The sequence below is a fragment of the Hyphomicrobium sp. 802 genome (genome assembly GCF_000526135.1).
Taxonomy (GTDB): Bacteria; Pseudomonadota; Alphaproteobacteria; order Rhizobiales; family Hyphomicrobiaceae; genus Hyphomicrobium_B.
Genome location: NZ_JAFM01000001.1, coordinates 796,529 through 822,009 on the forward strand (window position 1 = coordinate 796,529; position 25,481 = coordinate 822,009).

Sequence of the window (25,481 nt, forward strand, 5' to 3'; positions counted from 1 at the left end):
TTGAGTTCTGATGAAGTAGTCGGCTCGTCCGTTAAGTTGCGCAAATGTGATGCCGCGAGCTCATACGGTCGCTTTGCCGAGATCAGATTCAACGGCTGCAAAAAAAGAAACGAAACGCGTCGCTTCCGGGGATGCTTCGCGCCAATGCATCAAGCGGTGAAACTCCGCAAAGCAAATCTCGAGAGGAAAACCATCGTCACATGGCTATCAGTGATTCACCCGTCCTTTATCAGCGTAGGATTCAGCGCAACGGCTTCGCAGGTGCGTCGCTTGGCTGGATGTTCGACGGCTACGAGACGTTCGCGACGGTTCTAGTTGCGCCGGCAATCGTCAATCAGTTGATCGGACCTGGCACAGCGCAAGCACACCCAATATATGTCGGGGGTATCCTGGCGACCACGCTGGTTGCGTGGGGTTTTGGTGGTTTGTTGTCAGGAATATTGGCTGACTACATCGGCAGACGGCGCGTGCTGATGTATTCGATTCTTTGGTATTCGATTTTTGCTGGCGCTGCCGCGTTTTCACAGAATTACGCCGTGTTTCTTGTCCTTCGTTTTCTCACCGGCGTAGGAATGGGCGCCGAATGGGGGGCGGGTAGCTCGCTCGTCTCCGAGATCTGGGACGATAAACATCGCGGCAAGGGCATCGCTTTGCTGCAAGGAAGCTTCGGCGTTGGCTTTCTTGTCGCCGCCGGCGCGTGGCAAGCGGTGAATCAGGGATCGCCGGATGATTGGCGGTGGATGTATATTCTCGGCGCCGCGCCCGCCCTCGTGTCTTTGTTTGTCAGACGGCGCGTTAAGGATCCCGACATTTGGGTCGCGGCCGACAGAAAACGACGTGATGTTCGAACGCGTATTCGAAATGGCGAGCTGGTTGGCGCTGGCGATCGTCAACTTACGAAATCCACGCTTGCCCAACTGTTTCAATCGCCCGAGTTACGTCGTCGCCTCATTTTACTTTTCTTGGCGGCGCTAAGCACGACAATGGGCTGGTGGGCCGTTTCAAGCTGGATTCCGCTTTTCTCCGCTCAGCAGCTCGCTGGCAAAGTTCCAAACGTTTCGACCGCGATCACCACCGTTGTCGTCGCTTACAATGTCGTTGGCCTTGCAGGTTACTTCTTGATGGGTGTGCTGGCCGATTGGCTCGGTCGCAAACCGGCGATGATGATATATTTTGCCGGCTCACTCGTTGTGGTGCCACTGCTCTTCCTCACTCCGGCTTCTCCGCAACTTTTCGTTGTTTTAGCGGCAATCAACGGCTTTTTCACGATGGGCCAGTGGACTTGGGTGGCTCTATACCCGGCCGAACTCTTCCCCACGCAGGTACGGGCCACGGCAATCACGTTCGTATTCAACACGACGCGCTTTGTCGTTGCCGCGGGCACGTTGCTCAGCGCCGCTGCGATCCATTTCTTCGGAAGTATAAGCGTCGCGGCGACCGTCTTAGGTTCCGGCTACATCGTCGGATTGCTGGTCACGCCGTGGATCGGACCTGAGACCAAAGGCCTTCCTCTCCCTGGCTCCGAAGTTCCCGACGACAAGACATGGATTCCACTCGAAACCGCAGCAGCAGGTCACAAATGACGTCGCATACGTTGGAAAAAATCCGGTTGCATCAGGCCAAGTCGCCTTTGTCCTTTCCCGACAGTCCGCTGTCGCGGATAGCCAAGCAACCGATGATGATCGGTCTTTTTCTACCCACTCAGACCGGAGGGTTTTCGCAATCGAAGCTGCCGCGCGGAACGGACTGGAATTTTGAATACAACAAGCATCTGACATTGACCGCGGAGAGTTACGGCTTCGATTTTGTCTTCGGTCTTCAACAGTGGGTGCAGAAAGGCGGCTTCGGCGGAGAAATAAAGTATCGAGAGAATTTTCTCGATCCTTTCATCTCCACGGTTGCAATTGGCGCGTTGACGAAAAGCATTGTGACGATTTCAACCGTCCACATTCTTTATGGCAGCCTACACCCGCTCTATCTCGCGAGGTTCGCCGCCACTGCCGATCACATCACTGGAGGCAGATTCGGCCTCAACATTGTCACAGGCTACGACGCCAAAGAGCCGCTCATGTTCGGCATGACGCGGGTTGAGCACGACAAACGCTATCAGCAGGCCGACGAGTTCACCTCGATCATGGAAGACTTATGGGTGGGAGGCGAAAATCTCACCTTTGATGGCGACTACTATCACCTCGAGGGGGCATACATCTCGCCGCGGCCGCGCTTTGGACGCCCCATACTTGTTTCCGCAAGCGCGTCTCAGGCCGGATTTGATTATGCGGCTCGCCATGCAGATATCGTCTTCACGTCAAGCCCCGCTGGGGCCGTGTTTGAGAATGCCATCGTCGCGCTTCCGGAGCATGTGGCGCAAATCAAGCGGGCGTATGAAAAAACCGGCCGCACAGCCAAGGTTATCATCTTCCCGCTCATCGTCTGCAAGAAGACGCGTGACGAGGCATATGCATACCGCGATGCGATCGTCGCCGGCGCAGATCTTGAGTCGATTGCCGCCTACACCAATCGTCATACGAAGGGTGATGCACACGGCTGGCCCAAGCACGTACCTGCCGATCGCGTACTCGGCGGACATATTCAGATCGTCGGTGATCCAACCGACGTTGCCGACGCCATCGGCGAACTTCATGAAGCAGGATTAGACGGCGTCCAGATTGGTTTCTACGACTACGGTCCGGACCTGGACTTCTTCGCCAAAGCTGTTCTTCCGCTTCTCGAGGAGCGCGGTTTGAGAAAGCCACGAGCATGAGTTCTGATATCATTCTAAATGCGACGATCATGGGTGTCGGTATGCACCTGGGAGCGTGGCGACATCGATCCGAAAACCCGTCAGACTATCTCAATATCGACTACTATCGTCAGGTCGCACAGCTTGCCGAGTACGGCAAGATCCACGCGCTTTTCCTGGCGGATACGCTCGCGGTCAGCGAAGAGAACTTCGAGCGGCCTAATCTCGGGGCGATGGATCCCACGGCGGTCCTCGGCGCTCTTGCCGCAGTGACAAGCCGAATTGGCCTCGTCGCTACCGCTTCGACGTCGTTCAATGAACCATTCAATCTCGCACGTCGCATCGCATCTCTCGATCATCTCAGTCGGGGGCGTGCGGCGTGGAACATTGTCACAACGTTCATACCCGACGTCGCAGCGAACTTCGGTAAAGGGCCACTGCCGTCGCACGCGGAACGCTACGCGAAGGCAGAGGAATTTGTAGATGTCGTCAATGCGCTATGGGATTCGTGGGATGATAGTGCACTCATCGGCAACAAAGATTCCGGCCTATTCGCCGATCGAAATCGGGTGCACGCGTTGAACCACATTGGGCGGTTTTTCTCGGTGCGAGGCCCGAGCACGTTGCCGCGGTCACCTCAAGGCCGACCCGTCCTTTATCAGGCGGGTTCATCTGACGAGGGGCGAGCTTTGGCCGCCCGCGTCGCCGATGTTGTTTTCGCCGTACAGAATACATTGCCGGACGCGATTGCGTTTCGAAAAGATCTTCGCCAACGAGCTGCTCTGCTAGGGCGCGATCCCAACGGCATAAAAATTTTGCCGGGGCTGGTAGCGATCATCGGCGGTACCGAGCGCGAGGCACAACAACGCAAAAGAGAGCTTGATGAACTCGCTGGCGACGCAGAGCTCAGGAAACTTGCGTCGCGCGTCGGCTTGCCGGTGTCGGAGCTTGAGTTGGACAAGCCGCTACCCGTCGAACGGATAAAGGCCAATGATAAATTCAATGCATCGCGAGGATTCCAAGCCGCCGCCATTCAGCTCGGTGCGTCCGAAAACCTTACTGTGCGCGACATCCTATATCGCAACGGGGGCGGTCATCCGCAGGTTGTCGGGACGCCAGAGCAGGTCACCGATTTTATTGAAAATTGGCATCGCGTCGGCGCCGCGGACGGCTTCAACCTGATGATCGACGAATTGCCTTCTGGGCTTCGCGCTTTCGTCGATGAGGTCGTTCCGTTGCTGCAACGACGCAACGTTTTTCAACTTGACTATCGCAGCGATACGCTTCGCTCAAACCTTGGGCTAAGGGATTTCCATGATACGTTACAAGACCGCCAACTGCGTCGCTCGTATTACGCTTGATACACCAGAGACGGGGAATAAGTTCACCTATCAGCTAATGCTCGATTTCATCGCGGCTTTGACATCTGCCGAGAACAGCGGCGCCGCGATTTTACTTCTCGATGCGACCGGACCCGACTTTACGCTCGGGCGCGATCAAAGCGAAAAGCTTGAAAATGTGAGCCGCCGAGATAGCCTGAAGCTTATCCTTCAAGCCAACAGCCGGTTACAGTCATTTCCAGGGGTGAGCATTGCGCTTATTCAGGGCCGTGCGATGGGGTTCGGTAGCGGGTTGGCACTTCATGCGGATATATCCGTGGGCTCGGATGATGCGGTGCTTGGATTTAACGAGATCAAGCATGGTCTCGCGCCGCTGGTGGTATTGACCTATTTGTCCGAATACGTCGGCCCGAAGGTCGCGAAGGAGCTGATTTACACAGGACGTGATGTTTCTGCAGACGAGGCGGTTCGGCTTGGACTTCTCAACCGGGTCGTCCCAGCAGCCGATCTCAAAGCTGCAGGCGAGCGTCTCATCGCGGAGCTAGGACAGTTCCACGCCGGTGCTATCCGGTTGATCCATGACTTCACCGAGGACCTTCCGGATATCACGACTGAGAATCCGGCAGTCGTCGGCATTGATCGTCTTGTCGCGTGGATAGAAGCTGGCAAACCCTAGCGGGTTGTTCGTTTCGCTTTGCGTTGCTGCCGCGGCAGGTCGCGAAGTTCCGCCAGCGTTTGGTTGTCGAGAACGCTGGCGATAGCGTTTCGGACATTTAGCATGGTGAGACGAATGGCGCAGGTATCGTCATCAACGCAGTCTTCACACTTCTGGAAAAAATTGTGCGAGGCGCAGGCTATGGGCGCCAATGGGCCATCGAGAACGCGGATCACCTGCCCAATATGAATTTCCTCTGGCAGGCGAGCTAAAAAATAGCCGCCACCCTTTCCCTTCTTGCTGTGGACCACAGCCGCCTTCTTGAGATCGCTCAAAATCGCCTCAAGGAACTTTTTGGGAATCTGGTTGGTCTCGGCGATGGTGGTGATCAATGCGACTTCCCCCGGCTTGAGACGCGCCAAATAGACCAAGGCCTTGAGCCCGTATTTTCCTTTTTTTGTCAGCATGAGTTGGATGATGTCTGCGTCGGATATGAGCAGCTCAAGAGCACAAATTTGATGAATAGCATAGAAGAAAAAAAGATAAGCGTTCCGCGCCTTCGGTCATCTTATCGCGGGTTAAGAACGGCCTGCTTTTGAAAAGTCGGATAATTCACGGAAGAGATAAGCGCGCATGACTATTCGCGAACAGGAATTTCACTCAGCAGCCTCGGAAATATCTAAGGTCGTCACCGTCACCGTCACCGTAAGTTGGAATAGCCCATCGAAAACACGAGTTCTAACAGATGCCATTGTCGCATCTCTGCAGTCTCGCCCAAAGTGGCGTCAAAGTCGAACGTTAGTGCGCAGTTCAGCGACATCTCGTATCCTATAACTGCAGCGGGCCTATGATGGACGCCAGGTGGAGTATTTCGGATCGGTCGTGATGTGCTCTTTGAGAATGATCCAGCGGCCGTCGCGACGTTCCATCGGGAATGTGCAAAATTGCCTAAGCTTCGCCTGGGAACCGTCGGTAAGAAAGCCGCCGCCGCGCAGAATGAAAGAAGCAACAGCGATATCGCCATCAGTCCATATCTGGATGCTGTCTTCCTCGGCTTTGATTGCCCATGACGCATCGTAGCGTTGACAAGACTGCCCCATACGGAGCGGTAATCCTTATGCCCATGGAGCAGGGATAGCTCGCCGCCGTAGTCGTCAATAACCATGGCATCCTCATCGAGAAGGTTCTCGAACTTTTCGATGCTCCACGGATACTCGCCGAACGTCCATGCATCTATGGTGGCGCGAACCCCAGCCACATCCTTGTTCGACATGGACTTCCTTCTCGTTTGCTCAATGTCAGTGCGAGCTCGGTCTGAAAGATTGTTCGCGTCTATAGCAAAGACGCGCGGAATACCCCGGTATGGGTAGCCGACAAGCTCTTTTACCGCGTGCTAGTTGGCTGATTTGAACGGCCTAGCTTCCTCCGACCAGGCGCTCAAAGGCATTGGTTGAAGGCGAGAGAAAATCGGCGAAATCCACTTCGTGAGCGTCAAATTTGGCTGTTGCTAGCCCACGACCTCGATCGTGACAAACTAGCTACGATCACCCGGACGATCTCACTTGACCAAGTGATACCTGCTGCGAGCGCCATCATCGAAGGCACGGTGCGAACGCGGGTGGTCGTCGAGATCAGATGAAATGGCGCCCGCCCCCTGGCGACAAGAACTGTACTGGGCGGATGGAACTGACCCTTCTCGCCGGTTAACGATTTCGACGATCCCTCTCCTAATCCAAGGCGGTTCACCCCTTCTGCTGCCCCGGTGCAAAGCTCCGGGTAGGCGGTCCCGCCGTGGAATGGATGGCGGAGCCGCATAGGATGGTACTTTCGAACTCTCGATCAAGAAACGCGCATGATCTAGCATTCATCGTACAGACTAAGTCGCCTACTTCTCTCCTAGAAAAGGAGACTTGTATGCTCACACCCCAGCAGCCCATTGGCTCAGGATTTAGTCGCGCCTCCACGACCGTCGACATCATCAAGGGAGTCGATCTGGTCGGAAAGGTAGGAATCATCACGGGCGGCTACTCAGGCCTTGGCCTTGAAGCCGCGCGCACCCTTGTCTCAGCCGGTGCGCGGATCATCGTGCCGGCGCGTGATGCCGAACGCGCACGCAAAGTCACCGCGGAAGCGGGCGGCGGCATGGAGGTTCAATCGATGGACCTCACCGATCCCGGCTCGATCGATAACTTCGCGCGTGACTTCGTTGAAACCGGCCTGCCGCTTCACTTCCTGATCAACAACGCCGGCATCATGGCGCTGCCCGAACTGAAGCGCGATGCGCAAGGCAACGAGCTACAGTTTGCCACCAATCATCTCGGTCATTTTCGGCTTACCCTCCGGCTCTGGCCAGCGCTCAAGCGAGCCGGTGGTGCGCGGGTTGTGTCGGTATCGTCGGCGGGACACCGCTTCTCGCCGGTCATTTTCGACGACATTAACTTCGAGCGCCGCAGCTATGACCCTTTCAAAGCGTATGGTCAGTCGAAGACAGCAAACATCCTCTTCGCGGTCGGCCTTGACCGACGGGGCAAGAACGCGGGCATTCGCGCGTTTGCGCTGCATCCCGGCGGGATCGCAGGAACGAATCTCGGCGCGCACATCGGGTTGGAAATGCTGAAAAAGACCGGGTTCATCGACAAGAATGATCGACCGGTCGTCGATCTGTCCCGTGACCTTAAATCGGTGCCGCAGGGAGCGGCCACGCACGTCTGGTGCGCGGTCAGTCAGCAGCTCGACGGCAAAGGCGGGGTATTCTGCGCCGATTCCGATATCACGCCCATATTGCCGGAAGGCGGTTCGTCTGATCTGACTGAAGATCGTGCCAATCGCGGCACCGGCGTCCAAGCCTATGCGGTCAACCCGGATGCGGCCGAGGAGCTTTGGCGCAAAAGTGAGGAGATCACCAAGATTTCCATCCAAAGCTAACCGCCGGGATTGCGGCTGAGCTGGCTTGGTGTGTTGGAAGCAGCGCGAGCTGAGCTGCTTCCAACAAGTGATAGAGCTAGTGAGCAATCCAAGCGCGTATATTTAGACAAATCGGCTAAGCTTATTTGGATGCCAATCCTATTCGGGTTCGAATACCCGCCGTTTCACGGCACGGCGACGCTCCGAATAGGTTTGCATAGCTTCCTTCCGGAAGCGGCCCGGAGAAAGGCCGGTCGCCCTGCTGAAAGCGTTGCTGAACGCGCTCTCGGAACCATAACCGAGAGACCATGCGATGGTGGCAACCGAATGGTCGGTTTCACTTAGCTCTCTTTCCGCCAACCGCATGCGCCAGTTGAGCACATAGGTCAAAGGGGGCACTCCGACGACCTCCCGAAACCTGACCGCGAACGATGTTCGAGACATTCCAGACAGTTTCGCCAATTCCTCCAGATTCCACGAGTGTGAAGGTTCGGCATGGATAGCACGTAGCGCAATCGAGATGCGCTTGTCCTCGAGGGCGGTCAGCCAGTCGGCACCCCCGAATTTCGCGGTTCCGATATGGAGCCGCAGTGCTTCAACGAACAGCAGTTTTGCGAGGTGCGTGATCGCAGTCGTCGAACCGGCGCGCTTGCACAGGGTCTCCTCGGCCAATTCCGTCAGAAGCCAGCGCAGTTTGGCAGCCTCCGCGTCTTGACCGGTTACATGGATCACAGGAGGGAGGCTTTCGCGAAGAAAGCCACATCGTTGCTCATCGACCTCCAGTAGGCCTCCGATCATCATGAAATCGGAGCCTTCGCCGGCTCGCAAGTTCCCGTCGGCATCATGGTCGAGAGGAGCATCGCTGGCATGTCCAAGCCCCTCTGAGGTGCTGGCCAGGATAATCGATGGCGCCCCATTGGTGATCACGACATCACCTGCCTCGAAGCGAGCCGGCTCCGCAGCATTGGCTTCCGTCGCAAGCCAGCAATGTCCTCTCACCACGGCAAGGAATTTCACCGCCTCGGAGCGTCGGAACTTTCGTGACCAGTCTCCGCCTGCAAGGAGCGTCCCCGTAAGGACGCATCGAGCATCAGCGAGATCAAGGACATCCGAGAGGGGATCTAAGTGCATTTTCGCACTATCGCGCAGAAATACCGCACTATCAATCATTCATCATTCGAAGAGGGTGGTCTAGGTCTGCGAAAATCTTATTATGGATGGAGTCCTCACATGCCATTGGACCACTTTATTACCCTTGGGCGCTCGGGCTTACGCGTAAGCCCGCTATGCCTGGGCACCATGACTTTTGGCGAAGACTTCGGCTGGGGAGCCAGCGAGGAGGAGTCACATGCGATGCTCTCCGAGTACCGCAACCGTGGCGGCAACTTCATCGATACTGCCAATATCTACACTGCCGGACACTCCGAGGAGATCGTCGGAAATCATCTGAGGCAGAACTGCCTTCGCCGTGACGGGATCGTGCTCAGCACCAAGTTCTACTGCAACCTGTTTCCTGGCGATCCCAACGGTGGCGGAGCAGGGCGAAAGGCATTGATCCAGCAATGCGAAGCTTCGTTGAAGCGGCTCCAGACCGACTACATCGACATCTATTGGCTGCACAATTGGGATCAGACGGCGCCGATCGAGGAGACGCTGCGAGGCCTCGACGATCTCGTCGCGGCCGGCAAAATCCGCTACGTCGGCTTCTCCGATATCCCCGCCTGGAAGACGGCCCAAGCCCAGACGATCGCCCATTTTCGAGGATGGACACCGATCATCGCGCTGCAGCTCGAATATTCGCTACTGGAACGGACCAGCGAAGGCGAACTGTTCCCGATGGCGCAGGGGATGGGAATGGGCGTCATGCCCTGGTCCCCGCTCAAGAGCGGTTTCCTGAGTGGAAAGTTCAGGCGCGGCGGTCAAGGCAATGTCGACACCAAGCGCACAGGCATGGTGGGCATTCCGAGCGAGGCAGACTACGACATCATCGAAGCGGTCGCCGACGTCGCCTCGGAGCTTGGCGTCAGCTCCGCATCGGTAGCACTGTCCTGGGTCAGGTCACGCGCGGGCGTCAGTTCTACTCTTATCGGCGCCAGACGCGTGGACCAGCTCAAAGCCAATCTCGATTCCCTGGATGTGGAGCTGTCGGCCGAATATTGCGCCAAACTCGACGCGGTCTCCAAGCCAAGGCTGAACTTCCCAGCCGACAACAATGCGACCTATGCCCCCGTACTCGGGTTCCCGGGAACCACGATCGACGGACGAACGGTGCGCTCGCCGTCAAGTCTGCACGAGTAATCTACTCGATAATTGTTAGCCAGAGACAGGTCGATACCCACGGCGCGCAGAGGCGCCTGACTACGGAAAAAAATAAGATCCTGGCGCTCGATCCAAATTGTTGGCGCTTACCACGAAGTAAAAAACGGAGTGCGCTTGAATGCGGCAGCTCACAAATGAGCTGAAGCTTTAGTCGCACGAAGTTGAAAAAATATAATCATCACGGAGAAGAAATGTTGAGGAGCGAGTTTATCTCGAACGCCCGGCGCAAGTCAGTGCACACTCTTCTTATTTGCTCGCTATTAGCTGCTGGTGGCGCCGTAAGCCCTTCGCATGCGCATAATTCCGACAGTGGAGGTCCGGTCGTCAATACTGTCCCTTGGGGATAGAAGACAAAAAGATTCTCTATTCCTGATTGCGTCGGAAGCGGTCGAGGATGACGGCGAGAATGATAACGATTCCAACTGTGAGCGTCTGATAGAAATCCGAGATGCCGATCATGTTCATGGCGTTCGACAGCATGCCGAGAATTAAAACGCCGTAGAATACCTGCAGTATGCTGCCGCTGCCGCCTGTCAAAGCAACGCCGCCGAGCACGACTGCCGCGAGTGATTGAAGCGTCAGCGTTGGGGCTGCGACGGGCTGTGCCGCGCCGACCCATGCGGTCATCACCAGGGCGCCGATGCCCGATGTCAGACCGGTGATGGTGTAGACGAGCATCGTATAGAAGGGAACATCGATCCCGGATTTTTCCGTCGCGGATCGGCTTGAGCCGATGGCATAGACATACCGTCCGAAAATTGTGCGACGAAGCAGGAAACCGCCGGCGATCATCGTCACACTGCTGATGATGACTGTAGACGGGATGCCAAGCACTCGCCCAAAGCCAATAGTATCCGTCAATGCATCAGGCACATTGTAGATGGGAACGCCATTCGAAAGGATGAGCGCGATCGCCTGCGCGATCGACATCATTCCGAGCGTGACAATCAGCGGTGTCGTTTTGAAATAAGCGATGATAAAACCGCTGGTCAGGCCGGCAAGTCCGCCGGTCAGAAGCATCACCGCAATGCAGCCGCCAATCCCGACGTGCGGTAATGCCGTGATGCCAGCCACGCCGGCCAGCGACATGACTGCGGCGATGGAAAGGTCGAGACCTCCGCTGATAATGGCGAAGGCTTGGCCGGTCGATGCGATCGCCAACGGAGCGACCTGGCGCGCGAGATTTTCGAAATTGCTCCAACTAAAGAAGCGCGGTTCGATGAGGCCGGCCGTAACGGCAAGCAGGACGATAAAGATAGGAAGCGCCAGATCTCTTATCTTGATGGCAGACAGTCCTGGAATTTGGTTGAGGCGCGCCGTCATCATCGATGCATTCGGTTGCGCGATTTTCATGGCTCATCCGGTCCTATCTCAAATGGTGTACGGCTACGTCGGATCGCGCGTCTCCAAGCACGTCGCCTATAATGGCTGCTTCGTCCGCCGAGGTGGGTGCAACGTATTCGTGAACGACCAAACCGTCGAACATCGTGAAAATAACGTCGCAAAGTCTGATGGTTTCGCCGAGGTCACTTGATGCAACCAGAATTGACAGGCCTTCGCGCACACGTTGGCGAAGAAGTTCATGAATGTCGCTCTTCGCGGAGACGTCGATGCCCGCCGTCGGATCTTCAAGAATGAGAAGCTTTTTCGCGTGGTTCAGACACCGGCCGAGCAGCACCTTTTGCTGGTTCCCGCCGCTCAAGCTGGTGATTGCAGCGTCGTCGTCGCCGAAACGTACGCCAAGTTTTCTGAGCTGATGTTGAGCCGCGGCGCGCTCTGCCTTTATCGAAATAACTCCGGCCCTGCTGAAGCTGCGCAGTTGGGTAAGTGTGAGATTCTCGCGCATGGCGCGCGTGGACAGCACGCCATTGCTAGCGCGCCCCGAAGGTAAATATCCGACACCGGCTGCAGCTGCTTCGGCGGCCGAGCGTGGCGCATATTCGCGGCCTTCCAGGCTTGCTTTCGGACCGGAAAACTTCTGAAGACCTGCGAGGCTTGCAACGATTGTTTCGCGTCCGCAGCCGACAACGCCATAGAGCCCTACGATCTCCCCGCGGGCGATGCGGATTTCGGGAGCGCAGCCCTGACGATTGGGCAAGTCGCGCAGAAGCAGCAATTCATCCTTGGGGCGTTTGTGTCGCGTCGGAGTGCTGAGCGGACGGTCCTGCTTTCCCGAAAGCTTCTGCAACACGTAAGCGGCATCGACGCGGTCATCGACTGCAAAAGAGTCGACTAAGGCGCCATCTTTCATAACGCTTACCCGGTCTCCGGCCTCGATAACCTCATCGATATGGTGCGTGACGAGCACGATTGTCATGCCGGATGTCTTTGCCCGTTCCAAGATTTCGAAGAGCTTTCGCTTCTCGACAGCCCCGAGCATTGCTGTCGGCTCATCCAAGATGAGAACGCGTGGGCGCAGCGCGAGCGCCTTGGCGATCTCGATCAACTGTTGCATGGCAATCGGGAGATGCTTGGTTGGTATATCTAGGTCAATGCTCAATCCGAGACCAGTAAGAAGCTCCCGGCAGCGGTGGCTTTCCTTCGCCGTTCTTAGAAGCGAGAATGGATGAGAGCCGCGCTCGTTGCCCAAACATATGTTCTCTCGAACGGTCAGATCCGGCGCGAGCGAGAGTTCTTGGAAGACAAGCACCACTCCACTTTTTCGGGCGTCGGCAATGGATCGAAAGCGTGTTGCCGTGCCATCGAGAAGGATGAAGCCGTCATCGGCGCGATAGAGGCCACCTACGATCTTTCCGACGGTTGATTTTCCTGCTCCGTTTTCACCGAGCAGGCAGTGAATCTCGCCCGGAAGAAACCTCAATGATACGTCGCGTAGTGCTTGCGTCGCACCAAATCGCTTCGAGACATTGCGAATTTCAACGGCCGGTGCGAGAGCGTTTGGCGCGCTTTCTAGCACTCTGTCGCAATCGGATGCTGATTGGTTTGGCATCGAGGCTACTTCACTGCATAGCCTGGACCGACCACGCTTTGGGCGGAAGTTCGTACATATCGAAAGGATAGCTATCTGCGTTCTCTTGCGTGATCATCGTAATGGGGACCATCAATGCAGGATAAGGCGTTCCGGCTTTTGTCAGGTTGGGCGTCGGGAGACCTTCGTTCTCGCGGATCGCATATTGAACGATGAGGCGCCCCATGATGATTCCGGCCTCCGAGCATATGGCGAGAAGGCGTCCGTCCTTCAGCATTGGAATGGCTTCACGTACGACCGAACTCGAAACGACCTTCGTGGTTTTGCCGAGCTGCCTGGCGGCCTGGACGGCACCCATGCCCAAAGAAATTTCCGGCGTGTAGATGAAGTTTGCGTCCGGATTCTTCAAAAGAAGGTCGGCCGCCTGCGAGAGGCCCTGCTCGATTCCGAGACCGCCGCCTACGGCGCCATCAATGACTTTAAGGCCGGTGCATTTCTTGGCTTCCTCTTCGAAGCCGACGTGCCTGAGATGCGCCCATTCGGCGCCAGCCGGACCTGGGATCGCGATGACGGATGCGTCGGCCGCTCCTTTTGTTTTGCAAATGACATCTTCGAGTGCAGACCCAATCGCTTTGTCGTCTTGGCCTACTCCGAAGGCCACCGCAGAGCTGTTCACGGGAATGCCTGCGGCAACGACTTTGACGCCGGAAGACTTCAGATTCCGAAGGATTGCATTGTAGCCATCGAAGGCGGCGGCGCCGATCACGACGACGTCGGCGCCGAGAGACTTCAAGGTTTCAAGCTGAGCGAACTGTTCTTTGACGTTTCCATAGCCTCCGGCGACCGAGACTTGCAGCACCTTGACGTTCGAGCGTTTGGCTTCGTCGACGATGCCGTAGGCGATGCCTTTCCAGAAGTCGTCGTGCAGATGGACCAAGGTAACGCCGATTTTTAGCGGCTTCTTAGCGACGATGGGAGCAACGATGTTGCGGAGGCGGTCTGGTTCGCCGGCATGCGATCCCGTTGCCGCGACGAGCGATAGCCCGAGGGCCATAGTTGAGATCAGTATTTGCCGAGCCGTGAGTGGGATGAGACCGCGAACAGGCAAAGCGCTTCTCCTGATGAGATGACCCAAAACTGCGTTTCATTTCTCCGGTAATGCTAATCGGCTCGATGTCCTCAACATCACAAGACGAAGCCGCGCAGCTTAGCTTCGCTCACGAGTTCCGAGACCACGCTGACTGCGAGGCTAAGGCGGCTTTTCGTTGCGGGAATGAGGCCAATTGGCGCGCGAATGCGCGCCAGGCTCTCGGGGCTCACGCCAGCATTATGAAGCTCTGCAATCCGTTTTGCGGCGACTGCATTGCTTCCAAGCACGCCGACGTAAAAGCAGGCGGAGTGCAGGAGCGTTTGGATGACTGGGATTTCCCAGTGGTGATCGTGGAATATCAATATCGCGGCTGACCAGGCGTCGACATTCGTGTCGATGGCATGGGAGGGATCAGACATTTGGCGTGCCGGAAGGCCAAAGCTCTGGATATCGCGGTAGGTGGACTGATCGGGCGTCGCGATGTCGAGAATGAAGCCGATGGAGGAGAGCAGATGCGCAATCGCCGCCATGCTCGGCCCGGCGCCGATCAGATGCACCTTGACGGTCGGGATAACAGTGCGGCGAAAGAACGGGCCATCCCTTTGGCTTGCTATTTCCAGAGCGCCGGGAAGCCGATCGACTTGGCTTTCGCCTGTTTCCAGATTGGTTACATGGGACACGAACTCGCGATTTCGATTGGCTTCCATCAGGCGTTCGATAATCCGATCGTCGGGTGCCTGATCTATGAATACATCGATGCCGCTTCCGCACGGAAGCTGCACGTCGAAATACGGAGAGCCTCTTCCATATCTTACGAGCTTGTTTTGGCCGTCGCGGATGCATAGCTGCGCTTCCATCGCGACGGCGCTTTCGAGGCAACCGCCGGAGAGATAGCCGACATAATGGCCCTCTGACGAGACCGCCATCATGGAGCCCAGAGCACGTGGTGAACCGCCCTCGATGTTGACCAGTGTAACGAGCGCGCACTTGAGGCCCATACGCCGCCAAGCAAGAAAGCTTGGCAGTACATCTTCGCCCGTGACGAGATTGCGCTCAATCGCCTGCGTCTGAAACTGCGGATTCATGGGTTTCACGAAAGCAGACACCGCGTGCCTCGGAGCGAAGATCAAAATGACGAAAACTGGCGGAGGACTCGCAAAGAGCTGTCCTGACCTAAGAAACCCCCGGTACTACGCGGCCTGAGCAAGAGGCGGATCGTAGGCGATGTAACCCATGCCGCAGATCCACTCCATCACAGGTTCGTAACCGACGATGTGTGCCGGTGCGCCGCCCATGGCGCCCATGACTGCAACCCAATTGAGGATCTCGTGGCCGCCGTGGCCGCCGCCTTCCTCCACTTCCTCGTAGGTCATGCCCCGAAGCTTCTCGGCGTCGCCCTTTGCGAATGCTTCGATGATCTCACGATCCCAATGCGCATTGACCAGAGGGTGCTGAATGCGCAGCGGCCACTGCATTTTTGAAGCCATTTCGATTTCATAGCTTGCAAGATCTGAATAAAGGCTTGGATCTTCGAGCGCGACCTGGCGGCCCTCCGTCTGGTAGCGCTTCATGCGCATCAGGAACTCGTCGTCTTCTGGGGCGCCCTCTGTCCATACGGGCGGCCAATGTGACAGTCCGCCTGTCGCCAGAAACGCGACACGTAAATCGCTTGGCAAGCCATCGACGATTTTACGGACTGCGACGCCGAAATCGTAGGCTCGATTCATCGTCGGCAACGGCGGCGAGAAGACGTTGATGTAAAGCGGCAGCACAGGGACGTCGAAGTTCGGTGTCAAGAATTTGAGGGGGACGAGAAGGTTGTTGCCATACTCGATCTCACCCATGCGCGCGACGTCGAAGCCCAGACCGACAAGACCGCGCAGCATGGCTTCACCGAGTTCCGGCTGCCCATCGATGACGGCCTTCTTATCGAACTTCAGTGCTTCCATCATGTAGTCGGCAGGGCCGCTATGTGTCTGCGCGATCCCGACTGCGAACGTCGGCATCAGGTTACGGAAGTGGTTCTCGAAATGATCGTCCAGGAAGGCGATGATGACGTCGGGCTTGGCCTCCTGGAGTCGGCGCGCGCATTCGGCATGTGCCGCGGCGACGCTATCTTTCATTTCTTGGCTTGGCGCATCAGGCCACCCAAGTACGCCTGGGGCATGCGACATGCTCAGCGCTGTTACGACTTTTGCCATAGGAGACTCCTATCTTTCGTCCTTCAATAAAGCCACGTTCGTCGGGCGGCCCCAGCCGTTGGGTTTAGAGGTAGCTCCTGCCACTTCGAGGCGGAGGGATTTATCGGATGGTGGAATTCTTCACCTCCCGGCCACGTCGGTGCCCAAAATTTTCACCCATCAAGTTGATCAAGCTCGACAATTCTGCAGCCGAGCTGCCGGCAACGAAATCGTCGATCATCGGCAGCGCCGCCTGCATGCCCTTGGTAAGCGGCTCGAATCCGGGCGTAGATTTGTGCGGGTTTGCCCATATGACCCGGTGGCTCAGCGCCTGCAGCCGTAGCATTTGCTCGCGAAGCAGATCGGCGCCGCCACGTTCCCATCCGTCTGAAGCGATTACGACGATCGCGCCGCGCGCCATGCCGCGCTGACCCCAGATGTCGAGAAACGCGCGTAGCTGATCGCCGAGCCGCGTTCCTCCTGACCAGTCAGGAACGGCACGGGAAGCCGCAAGCATCGCGGCCTCGGAATCTTTCGTATCAAGGTGTTTCGTGATGCGTGTGAGCCGTGTCCCTACCGTGAAAACTTCCGTTCTCCGTCGTGCGCACGAATAGGCTGCATAGCCGAAGCGCAGCAGACCGGGCGCAAACGGCGTCATGGAGCCGCTGACATCGAGGAGAAGGATGCGCTTGCGCGGACGAGAGCGCGGCAGGCTCATGAACAGGCGATCGGGCTCGCCGGCACGGGCGTACGCCGCCTTCACCGTTCGTCGGATATCGATAGGTCCACGGTTCGAACTTTTTCGCCGTCGTCCCCGTTGCATCGCCACGTTTGAACGCAATTGGGCAATGAGTTGGAAGATCAATTCCCGTTCTTCTGCCGAGAGCGCCGAAAGTTTCCGCGTGCGCAGAACTTCGACGGCGCTAGCAGCGCCCATCTCGATCTCGCGATCATCATCTTCTTCTTCATCCAAGGTTTTCTTCATGAACCCGGCCGAGCCTGGGATCATCGGCGCGGCATCAGGATCAGGCAGGATCTCTGTTGCGAGCGTATCGTGGCCAAAAAAGTAGCGGGCGAAACACGCGTCGTATCGTGCCACATCTCCCGGCGAACCGCAGAGCGTCGTGCGACCGCATAGGAACAATGCGTAAAGACCGCCATCCTTGATGGCCGTGGTTGCTTCGAACAGCATTTCGATGCGGCTCGCATTGATGTAAAGGCCGGCGTCCCGCAGCGTGTTGATGAAACCGAGAACCGATTCCTGCGCAGCGTGCATCTGGTCAGGCCCCTTGCGGCACCAATAGACTGTATTTGCCTGCGATCACGCGCGCCTGGTCCTCATGGTATTTGAGAACCGTGCCGAGCGTCAGTGCAGCTTCTCGGGGCGTCATTTCGGTCGCGCCGAGCGCAAGAAGCGACCGCGCCCAGTCGAGACTTTCGGCGATACCGGGAGCCTTGAGCATGCCGGCTCCTCTGAGACGCGCGACCGCCGCCAGAATCTGATCCGCGAGGCGAGTTGGGATCGCTGGAAAGCACCGTTCGATAATGGCGCGTTCGCGGGCTATGTTCGGATGCTCGATCCACTGATAAAGGCAGCGGCGCTTCAATGCGTCGTGAACATCGCGCGTTCGGTTCGAGGTGACAATCACGAACGGGGGGATAGCGGCCTTGATCGTCCCGAGTTGGGGAACGGTGATCGCGTATTCCGACAGTGCTTCGAGAAGGAACGCTTCGAACTCATCGTCGGCGCGGTCGACCTCGTCAATGAGAAGTACGCTCGGCGTCGTCTCGAAAGCCTTGAGGATAGCCCGCGGCTGCAGGAATTTCCGGTCGTAAAGCTCGCTTTCGAGGCCGTCCGCATCCTGTCGTCCGACGGTCTCTGCAACCCGCATGTGCAGGAGCTGACGTGAGAAATCCCAGGCGTAGAGCGCGTCGGATTCGTCGAGACCTTCGTAACATTGCAGCCGGAAGAGCGGCCAACCGAAAGCTTCCGAAACGGCGTGCGCAAGCGCGGTCTTGCCAACGCCCGGCTCGCCTTCGCAGAAGAGCGGGCGATGGAGTTGCAGCGCAAGGAAGACGGACGCACTGACGGTTTCCTCGGCGAAATATCCGACCGCTTCAAGTTCGGAACCGAGAGCTTCGTAGTCGGCCGGGATTTGACGTGACGTCATGACCATCACGCCGTCTCGAGCGCGGACGTCGTCTCTGCTTCACCTCTCATAACGCGGGCGGCCTCCATCGCCGCGTCGACGATGTGCTGATAGCCAGTGCAGCGGCAGAGATTTCCGGAAATCGCAACACGAACCTCGGTGCGGGTCGGATTCGGATTTTCTTCCAAGAAATTTTTCAGAACCATCAGCATGCCAGGCGTGCAAAAACCGCACTGCAGCGCGTGGCATCTATGGAAAGCAGCCTGCAGAGGATGGAGGTCGACGGCATGCGAGCTCATTGCATCGAGCGGCTTATACACGCTCGCGAGCGTTTGCGTCGTGATGTGGGTTACGGGCGCGACGCGCTGCTGTGACAGAGATTCCACCGTATAGACGGTCGCTCCCTCGGCCTGCAGTGCCAACAGGTTGCAGGATTTGACCGTTGAGCCGTTGAGATCCACCGCGCAGCAGCCACAACGCGCTTCGTAGCACCCCGCATGTGTGCCGGTCAGGTGTCCGACATCGCGGATGAAATCGATCAGGAGCGTTCGTTCGTCGACATCACCCATTACAGGCTTTCCGTTGATGGTCATGGTTATCTTGGTCATGCTGGAAGGGCTCCCGTAGACAGGCGGGTCAATACTCTTGTCGCGAGCGAAATAGTCAGTTCGGCTTGATACTTTTGAGCACGTGTAACGGCTTTATCCGGTGGCAGCACTTCCGCCGAGACGCGCTGGGCAATTTCGGCCAGCGACAGGGCTGCGAGGTTCTGACCTTTCAGCGTTTCGGTAACGCCAGTGGCGATGCTCGGAGCCTTTGCAACGCCACCGACGACCAGGCGCAGACGCTCGATTGTACCGTCGGCTGCGAGCGCAATGGCACCCGCGACCGTTACGATCGCCGCGTCAAATGTCCGGAACCGGAATTTCTCGAACGCGACTGCGCTCCAATAAGGGAGTGGAGGAACCGTAATTCCGGTCAGGATCTCATCCGGCGCGATGTTGGTCCCGCCCGATGCGTTGAAGAAGGCATCGGCGCTAAGCATGCGGACGCCTTGCACCGAAGTGAGCTTAAACATTGCTTCGATGCCGCTCAGCAATGTCGGGACGTCGAAGCGAATTCCAGCTTCGCAGACAGCGCCGCCGATCGTCCCCATGTTGCGGACGGATCGATCCGCAAGATTCCCGGCGACAGAAGAAATTTCACTTTGCCAGCCTGGGAGCGTCATTTTTGCGAGCTTAGCGTAAGTCGTGCACGGACCGATGTCGCGCGAGCCGTCTTCCAGTTCGGTAGCGCCAGACAGTCCGGGGACGTCAGCTATGGAGATGACGCTGCTCGGCCGCTTCTGACGCTCTTTGAGAGCCAGGAGGAGGCTTTGTCCGCCAGCGATGATCTTTGCATCCGATCCTGCCTGCGCGAGAACGCCAATGGCATCGTCGAGCGTGGCAGGCCGATAAAAATTGAATGGGGTCAAAAGAAGAGCTCCAATTCGCCTTTGGGTTTCGGCCACGACATCGCATCGCGCGGACCTTCGTAGTCCGGCATGTCGTCGGGGTAGCGGAAGTCTGTTTTGCCGCTCCGTTCCTTCTCGCGAAGGGCAAGAAGCACGCGATCCGGTGTAATCGGAAGTTCCGTGAAGCGGACGCCGATTGCGTTGGCGATGGCATTGCCGATAACGGCAGGGACGGGGCCTGTGCCGGATTCGCCTGCACCTTTTTGGCCGCCAGGAATCGTTTTCGATGGCGCCGGTATTTCGAAAAGCTTCGTCAGTTCCGGCATATCGGCAGCTTGCGGCGCCTGATATTCGGCGAACGTTGCGTTCACCATGTGGCCCATCTGATCGTAGACGTAGTCTTCGCCAAGAGCCATGCCGATGCCCATCAGGAAGCCGCCCTGATGCTGGCCTTCGACGATGAGGGGATTGATCACCGTCCCAGTGTCGTGCGCCATGACGTAGTCGAGAACATCGATGTGTCCAGTCTCCGGACATACGCGGATGTGCGCGGCATGCGCTGCGCCTGCGTATGTCACGGAGAAATTGCCGGAACCGTCTGGAGCCTCACGATCGGTCGGCGTGTCGTAAGTCGCGACGGCTTCAAGCGTCGGTTCGAAGCCTGGCGGCAACTGGTGCGTACGATAGGCCGAGAAGCTCGCTAGGTTTTCGAGATAAAGGCCGCTCTCGCTCAAGCCGCGGACATAAACGCGATCCTGTCCGGTTTCGAGATCCTGCGGATCGGCTTCCAAGACGTGCGCAGCGATGGCGACGATCTTTTCGCGCAGCCGCTCGGCCGCTGTGCGGCATGCCGTACCGAGAACGGCCGCGGCGCGACTTGCGTATGTGCCCAAGCCGAACGGTGCGTTGGCGGTGTCCGGCGGCGCAAGGAAGATTTTCTCGAAGCCGACGCCGAGGACGTCGCTGACGATCTGTCCGAGAAACGTCGCGTGGCCTTGGCCGTGCGTGACGTCGCTCGAAAAGATCGTGACCGTACCGTCGGTTTCGAGACGGAGGCGAATGGCAGACAGGTCCGTGTCGAAGGAGGGGTGGCGGCAGCTCGTGTATTTCATCGAGATCGCCATGCCGACGCCTTCGTATGGCTTCGGGTTAGCGCGCTTTTCCTTCCATCCAATCTCGGCCGCAGCAAGCTGCAAGCATTCGTCGATCGACGTCGTATCCACTTCTTGGCCGATGGGCGTGCGCACAGGGCATTGCTCGCCCCTGATCGTGTTGATTGCGCGGACATCGAGCGGATCGAGACCCAGAGCATTGGCGGCCATATCGACGAGCTGTTCTTTGGCCCAGATGATCTGCGGAATTCCAAAGCCGCGCAACGCGCCACCAGGAGCTGTATTGGTGTGGACGATTTCTCCGTCGATATGAAGGTTGGGGATCGGATAGGGCAGCAGACCAACATTTGTGCCGATATGCACGACCTGATTGCCCCAGAACGACAGCGCGCCGGAATTCTGGATGATGTAGTCGCGATAGCCGATGATTTCTCCCGTCTTCCTGAAGAACATCTCGGCGTGCCTGATCTGGGAATTGCGCGCCGTTCCAACGCGAAAGACATCGGCGCGCGACAGCACGAGATGGACCGGGCGCCCGAGCCGCATCGAGAAGATGCACGCAATGACCTCATGCGGAAACATCTGCACTTTGGAGCCGAAGCCCGCTCCGACTTCGGGCGCAACAACACGCACTTTGTTGCGCGGAAGCTGTAAGACGTCGGCGATGCTGTCGCGGAGCATGAAGATCGACTGCGTCGAAGAATAGAGCGTCAACATTCCGGTGAAGGAATCGAAGCTCGCGACGCAGCCGTGTGGATCAAGCGCAGCACCTGCCTGTCTATTTGACGAGAAGCGTTGACGGACGACAAGATCGGCTTCGTCCTCAGCTGCTGAAATATCGCCAATGCGGACACGGTAGCGATCGAAAATGTTGCCTTCGCCGAACTCGTAGTTGATGCCCTCCTGAATGAGCGGAGCGTCATCGGCGAGCGCGCTCTCGGCGTCGACCATGACCGGAAGGTCGTCGTACTCGACGCTGATCTTTTCGAGCGCATCGAGCGCCTGATATTTCGTATCTGCGACGACTGCCGCGATTTCCTGACCTTCGAACAGGACCTTGTCGGTCGCGAACGGAAAATGATCGCCGACGAGCAGGTCCTGCATCAGGTCGCCCCAGGGCTTGACCTTTCCGACAAGCTCCGGTCCGGCCAAGACGCCGTGAACGCCGGGCATCGTTGCCGCGGCAGATGAATTGACCTTGATCCGGGCGTGCGCATGCGTGCTGCGAAGGATCTTAGCGTAAAGCATTCCAGGAAAGCGCAGATCGTCAATGAAACGTGCTGTACCTGTTAGCAGCGCTAAGTCTTCAGTCCGGGGCACGGATGTACCGACGAGCCGGTCCGATTTGTCCAATAGAGTCGCTTCGACTTTTTTGTCCATGAGCGTCACCACGTCAGGTAGGATATTGCGGCGAGCATGCGCCGACGCTCCGTTTCGTTACCGCGCACTTTAATGCGTCCGGCGATCAGCTCGATCGCGGCGGTCGATTCGTCGTAGTAGATGCGCTGCATAGTCTCGGAGAGCATGATGGTGAGGATCCGGGGATTTTCCGCTAGGCCCGGTGTAACGCTCAGAACGCGGCCTTCGTCAATCATCACCGTGAAATCCTTTTGTAGATCCGGCATGCGGACGATCATGGGCCAGTCCCGCCAAGACTTGACCGAAATGACGGTGTCCTTGTTCGGGTTCCATTTCCGCATGTAGTACTGGTCCATCACCTCGCGCATGTAGTCCGCCGTCACATCGGTCGGCTTCGGCAGGTATTCGTAGGCGGCGGATGCTTCCATGGGCGTATCCTCGAGTTGGATCAGAAGGACGGGTGGCAGGGCCACCCGTCGGATATTCGTTAGAGACGTGCGGCACTTGTCCGTTGTCTAAGGACCTGATCGCGATAGAAGCCGCCGCGTTTCGTCCTCGGGACGATGAAGTGATCGTAAGCCATGAAGGCGAGCACCGTTCCGTACCAAGCCAAGCCTGCCTTCCAGTTCGTCATAAAGATCGCGAAGGCGATGATTCCCGAAAGCACGAGAAGGAAGATTGCAACTGGCATGCCGAACGGCACTTTCAGCGGACGATCCATATTTTTGCGCTGGCGCATGCAGATGAAGAACAGCGCGATGATGAAATAGAGGCTCGCTGACCAATTCGAGAGCATCTCGATGATGAAAAGCGTGTCAGTGATATAGGCGCCGACGAGTGCAAGAACCGCGAGGATAAGGATCGCAACCCACGGCACTGCCTTGGAGGAGTATTGTCCGACCGGACGGGGCAGGGCGCCCTGCTGCGAATAGAGCGCCAGCACCTTGCCTTCTGCCATGAAGTAGACGCTCAGGGTCGTATATGTCGCGATGAGCATACTGGCGAGGGCGAGATAGAAGACCGGTCCGTCGCCGAGCTTTTCATGGATGAGGCCGACGGTTGGAACCGGCATTGCAACTAGTGCCGCCACCGGTGCGGCTGCCAGAATGCCGAGTGCTAAAGGAATTTGGCGAACCCAAAGCTGCCAGGCTGCAGACAGAAGCCCCACGTCACGCGAGACGGTGAAGTCGCTCCATTCATCGACGAGCACCTGCTGCACTTCGAGAACAGCAGCCATGATGCCGATCCAGAAGCCGGCAACCGTGAAGGGCGTCAGCCAGTCGACCGTTGTGCCTGCGGGAAGGCCCCAGTTGGCGGCGAAATCGACTTTATTCGCGAGCAGGTACCAGACGCAGACTGCAGCGATGCCGTCACCGATCAAGGTGAGAACGACGAGAAGCGACTGGACTTTACCGGTTACCTGATTGCCCAAGAGGTTCAGGCCAACGACGGGTCCGATGACGACAAATGGCCAGATCCACGTCGCAACGGTTGGAAAAAGACCTTGGAATAGGCCCGAGGCCACTTGCAGCTCAAGCCACATGAAGACGCCGTAAACAGGGGCGTATCCGACGAAGTAGGTCGTTCCGAGAGAGAAGAGACCGGCTTCGCGTCCATACGATTGGATCGAACCCGGTTCTGGAACAGCCGTGATCATCTCACGGTAGAGCCACCAGGCGCAGTGGATCACCACGACGCCAATTGCAAAGCCGATAATACTCCATTTCAGTCCGTAGAGGCTTGCGATGTAAACGATCCATGCAAAGCCTGCAGTGAAAAGCATCTCGCCCGTACCGATGGCCGAGACGTCGAACCAGTTTAGAGCTTTCTCATTCACAAGTTTTATGTCGTCGCTGGATTCATCGAATTCCGAGCGGGTCGTGTCAGCGGCCATCGTGACCTCCTGGCAAATGGAAATTCGCGTCGTGTGTCGCGGTGTCTTTCACGCTTGCGGTCACATTACGAGGCATTCGCGGACTGCTGGCCGAGTTTCCGGATAGCGGAATTCGCCGTGTGCGGCGGTTGCTCGCCGCGGTATGCCACAGCGAAATGAGGATGCGGTGGCGTCACTATTGGCGAGCAAGCGATGGGCGTTTGCGAAGGGCCGCATCCAAGGAGATGGCCGCAAATGGCAAAGACAGTTGAAATCGCCGGCGCCGGGTTAGCTGGTCTATGCGCCGCCGCCCGGTTCTCTCAGCTCGGATGGAAGGTGACACTTCACGAGCGCGCCAAAGACCTTCGCATGTTCGGTGCCGGGATCTGGTTATGGGAAAGCGGCCTCAAAACGCTCTCGATTCTGGGCGCATATGATCAAGCCGTGGCAAGGGCGCGCCGCATCTACGAATGGCGCATCGTCGATTCGCGAGGCCGTACGCTGATGTCCCGCCCGATGCCGGATCATGACCGTATGTTGCTTCCTCCGCGCGCCGATCTCTATCAAGCTCTCATTGATCGTTGCGTGGCTAATGGTGTTGAAATCATAACTTCTTCGATCGTCACGGAAGTTCGTCCGGAAGGTGCTCTGGTGACGGAAGCCGGCGAGCGGCAGGCCGATCTCGTCTTAATCGCAAACGGCGCGTATTCCGTGCTCAGAGAGCAAATTCTCGGCACTGCATGGATGGATTTTGGTGTCGAAGCCGGAATACGTATGATGATTGGCAACCGTCCGGATGATCCGACGGATGTCATCACCGAATATTGGAACGGCCCGTGGCGGCTTCTCTATAACCCTTGCACCGAGGGCGAGAACTATATCTTCCTGAGCGCACCCGTGGACGATGAGCGCGCCCGCGTTCTGCCGGTCGATCGTGCGCTTTGGGCCGAGAAATTTCCCGCCGCGGCCGGCCTCGTTGAGCGTTTTTCAGAAGCCAGCCGCTGGGATCGCCTCGTCAATGTGCGTTGCCGGCGGTGGTCGCAAGGAAAGGTCGCGATTATCGGCGACGCCGCTCATGCTATGCCTCCCAATCTCGGACAGGCTGCGAATACGGCCTTCACGAACGTCATGGCATTGGCGCTCGCGGCCGATAAGGCGAACGATATGCCGTCAGCGCTTGTCGCCTGGGAGCGACATCAGCGCGCACTAACCAATCATGTTCAATGGTGGTCCTATCTCTACGGTTATGTGCTTAACCGATGGCCGAGGAGCTTCGAATCGTTGCGATCGGACGTTCTGAGCGCGATGTCGAAAACGGAATGGTTTGACGAAGCCTTGAACCGCGGTGCGCGCCACATGCCGTTGGCTTGAGGC

The 25,481-nt window shown here is 57.5% G+C and carries 22 protein-coding genes; 7 read left to right on the top strand and 15 right to left on the bottom strand.

The window, feature by feature from the left end; all coding sequences use genetic code 11:
* The first annotated feature begins 200 nt into the window (after positions 1-200).
* The 4 genes from HYP802_RS0104025 (at position 201) to HYP802_RS0104040 (ending at position 4,759) form a co-directional block, all read left to right on the top strand.
* Positions 201-1,583: an MFS transporter gene (locus HYP802_RS0104025; RefSeq protein ID WP_013945816.1), complete on the top strand. Its 1,383-nt coding sequence runs from the start codon at positions 201-203 to the stop codon at positions 1,581-1,583.
* A 95-nt stretch (positions 1,584-1,678) separates the two neighbouring features.
* On the top strand, positions 1,679-2,764 hold the full coding sequence (locus HYP802_RS0104030) for an LLM class flavin-dependent oxidoreductase (RefSeq protein WP_245261524.1): 1,086 nt from the start codon (positions 1,679-1,681) through the stop codon (positions 2,762-2,764).
* Complete coding sequence (locus HYP802_RS0104035) at positions 2,761-4,104, top strand: LLM class flavin-dependent oxidoreductase (RefSeq protein WP_013945818.1); 1,344 nt, start codon at positions 2,761-2,763, stop codon at positions 4,102-4,104. The genes HYP802_RS0104030 and HYP802_RS0104035 overlap by 4 nt, the downstream gene beginning before the upstream one ends.
* Positions 4,058-4,759, top strand: a complete 702-nt coding sequence (locus tag HYP802_RS0104040; protein WP_013945819.1) for an enoyl-CoA hydratase/isomerase family protein — start codon at positions 4,058-4,060, stop codon at positions 4,757-4,759. The genes HYP802_RS0104035 and HYP802_RS0104040 overlap by 47 nt, the downstream gene beginning before the upstream one ends.
* On the opposite strand, the gene HYP802_RS0104045 is transcribed toward HYP802_RS0104040, so the two are convergent.
* Entirely contained in the window at positions 4,756-5,205 is a 450-nt protein-coding gene (locus HYP802_RS0104045) for an Rrf2 family transcriptional regulator (protein ID WP_013945820.1), read from the bottom strand. The two genes, HYP802_RS0104040 and HYP802_RS0104045, sit on opposite strands and share 4 nt — an antisense overlap.
* A 233-nt stretch (positions 5,206-5,438) precedes the next feature.
* Complete coding sequence (locus tag HYP802_RS23475; protein WP_013945821.1) at positions 5,439-6,011, bottom strand: hypothetical protein; 573 nt, start codon at positions 6,009-6,011, stop codon at positions 5,439-5,441.
* Positions 6,012-6,652: 641 nt separating this feature from the next.
* Here HYP802_RS23475 and HYP802_RS0104060 point away from each other — a divergent pair.
* Entirely contained in the window at positions 6,653-7,663 is a 1,011-nt protein-coding gene (locus HYP802_RS0104060; RefSeq protein WP_013945823.1) for an SDR family NAD(P)-dependent oxidoreductase, read from the top strand.
* A 138-nt stretch (positions 7,664-7,801) separates the two neighbouring features.
* On the opposite strand, the gene HYP802_RS0104065 is transcribed toward HYP802_RS0104060, so the two are convergent.
* Positions 7,802-8,773, bottom strand: coding sequence for an AraC family transcriptional regulator (locus HYP802_RS0104065; protein ID WP_155831134.1), 972 nt, complete (start codon positions 8,771-8,773; stop codon positions 7,802-7,804).
* A 99-nt stretch (positions 8,774-8,872) separates the two neighbouring features.
* Between HYP802_RS0104065 and HYP802_RS0104070 the strand changes: the two genes are divergently transcribed.
* Entirely contained in the window at positions 8,873-9,940 is a 1,068-nt protein-coding gene (locus tag HYP802_RS0104070; protein WP_013945825.1) for an aldo/keto reductase, read from the top strand.
* Between the two features lie 384 nt (positions 9,941-10,324).
* On the opposite strand, the gene HYP802_RS0104075 is transcribed toward HYP802_RS0104070, so the two are convergent.
* The 12 genes from HYP802_RS0104075 to HYP802_RS0104135 form a co-directional block, all read right to left on the bottom strand.
* Positions 10,325-11,314, bottom strand: coding sequence for an ABC transporter permease (locus tag HYP802_RS0104075; protein ID WP_013945826.1), 990 nt, complete (start codon positions 11,312-11,314; stop codon positions 10,325-10,327).
* A gap of 13 nt (positions 11,315-11,327) precedes the next feature.
* On the bottom strand, positions 11,328-12,911 hold the full coding sequence (locus HYP802_RS0104080; RefSeq protein WP_081740937.1) for a sugar ABC transporter ATP-binding protein: 1,584 nt from the start codon (positions 12,909-12,911) through the stop codon (positions 11,328-11,330).
* Positions 12,912-12,921: 10 nt separating this feature from the next.
* Positions 12,922-13,944, bottom strand: a complete 1,023-nt coding sequence (locus HYP802_RS0104085) for a substrate-binding domain-containing protein (RefSeq protein ID WP_155831135.1) — start codon at positions 13,942-13,944, stop codon at positions 12,922-12,924.
* Between the two features lie 131 nt (positions 13,945-14,075).
* Entirely contained in the window at positions 14,076-15,065 is a 990-nt protein-coding gene (locus HYP802_RS22770; protein WP_024275216.1) for an XdhC family protein, read from the bottom strand.
* 105 nt (positions 15,066-15,170) lie between these two features.
* Complete coding sequence (locus HYP802_RS0104100) at positions 15,171-16,181, bottom strand: extradiol dioxygenase (RefSeq protein WP_013945830.1); 1,011 nt, start codon at positions 16,179-16,181, stop codon at positions 15,171-15,173.
* Between the two features lie 100 nt (positions 16,182-16,281).
* The gene (locus HYP802_RS0104105) at positions 16,282-17,436 is read right to left on the bottom strand and encodes a VWA domain-containing protein (protein ID WP_013945831.1); all 1,155 of its coding nucleotides are present in this window, start codon (positions 17,434-17,436) and stop codon (positions 16,282-16,284) included.
* A 4-nt stretch (positions 17,437-17,440) separates the two neighbouring features.
* Complete coding sequence (locus HYP802_RS0104110; protein ID WP_197022713.1) at positions 17,441-18,331, bottom strand: MoxR family ATPase; 891 nt, start codon at positions 18,329-18,331, stop codon at positions 17,441-17,443.
* 5 nt (positions 18,332-18,336) lie between these two features.
* On the bottom strand, positions 18,337-18,918 hold the full coding sequence (locus HYP802_RS0104115; RefSeq protein WP_013945833.1) for a (2Fe-2S)-binding protein: 582 nt from the start codon (positions 18,916-18,918) through the stop codon (positions 18,337-18,339).
* Complete coding sequence (locus HYP802_RS0104120; RefSeq protein ID WP_013945834.1) at positions 18,915-19,784, bottom strand: FAD binding domain-containing protein; 870 nt, start codon at positions 19,782-19,784, stop codon at positions 18,915-18,917. Before HYP802_RS0104120 ends, HYP802_RS0104115 begins: the two co-directional genes overlap by 4 nt.
* The gene (locus HYP802_RS0104125) at positions 19,781-22,255 is read right to left on the bottom strand and encodes a xanthine dehydrogenase family protein molybdopterin-binding subunit (RefSeq protein WP_013945835.1); all 2,475 of its coding nucleotides are present in this window, start codon (positions 22,253-22,255) and stop codon (positions 19,781-19,783) included. Before HYP802_RS0104125 ends, HYP802_RS0104120 begins: the two co-directional genes overlap by 4 nt.
* Positions 22,256-22,260: 5 nt before the next feature.
* Positions 22,261-22,662, bottom strand: a complete 402-nt coding sequence (locus HYP802_RS0104130; protein WP_013945836.1) for a hypothetical protein — start codon at positions 22,660-22,662, stop codon at positions 22,261-22,263.
* 59 nt (positions 22,663-22,721) lie between these two features.
* A complete protein-coding gene (locus HYP802_RS0104135; protein WP_013945837.1) occupies positions 22,722-24,128 on the bottom strand; it encodes an APC family permease in 1,407 nt (468 codons plus the stop codon).
* A 234-nt stretch (positions 24,129-24,362) separates the two neighbouring features.
* Between HYP802_RS0104135 and HYP802_RS0104140 the strand changes: the two genes are divergently transcribed.
* Positions 24,363-25,478, top strand: a complete 1,116-nt coding sequence (locus HYP802_RS0104140) for an NAD(P)/FAD-dependent oxidoreductase (protein ID WP_013945838.1) — start codon at positions 24,363-24,365, stop codon at positions 25,476-25,478.
* Positions 25,479-25,481: the final 3 nt, after the last annotated feature.

Bases quoted from the DNA above. Each gene is read 5' to 3' on its own strand.
- HYP802_RS0104025 (WP_013945816.1), top strand. From the start codon at position 201: ATGGCTATCAGTGATTCACCCGTCCTTTATCAGCGTAGGATTCAGCGC.
- HYP802_RS0104030 (WP_245261524.1), top strand. From the start codon at position 1,679: ATGATCGGTCTTTTTCTACCCACTCAGACCGGAGGGTTTTCGCAATCG.
- HYP802_RS0104035 (WP_013945818.1), top strand. From the start codon at position 2,761: ATGAGTTCTGATATCATTCTAAATGCGACGATCATGGGTGTCGGTATG.
- HYP802_RS0104040 (WP_013945819.1), top strand. From the start codon at position 4,058: ATGATACGTTACAAGACCGCCAACTGCGTCGCTCGTATTACGCTTGAT.
- HYP802_RS0104045 (WP_013945820.1), bottom strand. From the start codon at position 5,205: ATGCTGACAAAAAAAGGAAAATACGGGCTCAAGGCCTTGGTCTATTTG.
- HYP802_RS23475 (WP_013945821.1), bottom strand. From the start codon at position 6,011: ATGTCGAACAAGGATGTGGCTGGGGTTCGCGCCACCATAGATGCATGG.
- HYP802_RS0104060 (WP_013945823.1), top strand. From the start codon at position 6,653: ATGCTCACACCCCAGCAGCCCATTGGCTCAGGATTTAGTCGCGCCTCC.
- HYP802_RS0104065 (WP_155831134.1), bottom strand. From the start codon at position 8,773: ATGCACTTAGATCCCCTCTCGGATGTCCTTGATCTCGCTGATGCTCGA.
- HYP802_RS0104070 (WP_013945825.1), top strand. From the start codon at position 8,873: ATGCCATTGGACCACTTTATTACCCTTGGGCGCTCGGGCTTACGCGTA.
- HYP802_RS0104075 (WP_013945826.1), bottom strand. From the start codon at position 11,314: ATGAAAATCGCGCAACCGAATGCATCGATGATGACGGCGCGCCTCAAC.
- HYP802_RS0104080 (WP_081740937.1), bottom strand. From the start codon at position 12,911: ATGCCAAACCAATCAGCATCCGATTGCGACAGAGTGCTAGAAAGCGCG.
- HYP802_RS0104085 (WP_155831135.1), bottom strand. From the start codon at position 13,944: ATGGCCCTCGGGCTATCGCTCGTCGCGGCAACGGGATCGCATGCCGGC.
- HYP802_RS22770 (WP_024275216.1), bottom strand. From the start codon at position 15,065: ATGAATCCGCAGTTTCAGACGCAGGCGATTGAGCGCAATCTCGTCACG.
- HYP802_RS0104100 (WP_013945830.1), bottom strand. From the start codon at position 16,181: ATGGCAAAAGTCGTAACAGCGCTGAGCATGTCGCATGCCCCAGGCGTA.
- HYP802_RS0104105 (WP_013945831.1), bottom strand. From the start codon at position 17,436: ATGCACGCTGCGCAGGAATCGGTTCTCGGTTTCATCAACACGCTGCGG.
- HYP802_RS0104110 (WP_197022713.1), bottom strand. From the start codon at position 18,331: ATGACGTCACGTCAAATCCCGGCCGACTACGAAGCTCTCGGTTCCGAA.
- HYP802_RS0104115 (WP_013945833.1), bottom strand. From the start codon at position 18,918: ATGACCAAGATAACCATGACCATCAACGGAAAGCCTGTAATGGGTGAT.
- HYP802_RS0104125 (WP_013945835.1), bottom strand. From the start codon at position 22,255: ATGGACAAAAAAGTCGAAGCGACTCTATTGGACAAATCGGACCGGCTC.
- HYP802_RS0104130 (WP_013945836.1), bottom strand. From the start codon at position 22,662: ATGGAAGCATCCGCCGCCTACGAATACCTGCCGAAGCCGACCGATGTG.
- HYP802_RS0104135 (WP_013945837.1), bottom strand. From the start codon at position 24,128: ATGGCCGCTGACACGACCCGCTCGGAATTCGATGAATCCAGCGACGAC.
- HYP802_RS0104140 (WP_013945838.1), top strand. From the start codon at position 24,363: ATGGCAAAGACAGTTGAAATCGCCGGCGCCGGGTTAGCTGGTCTATGC.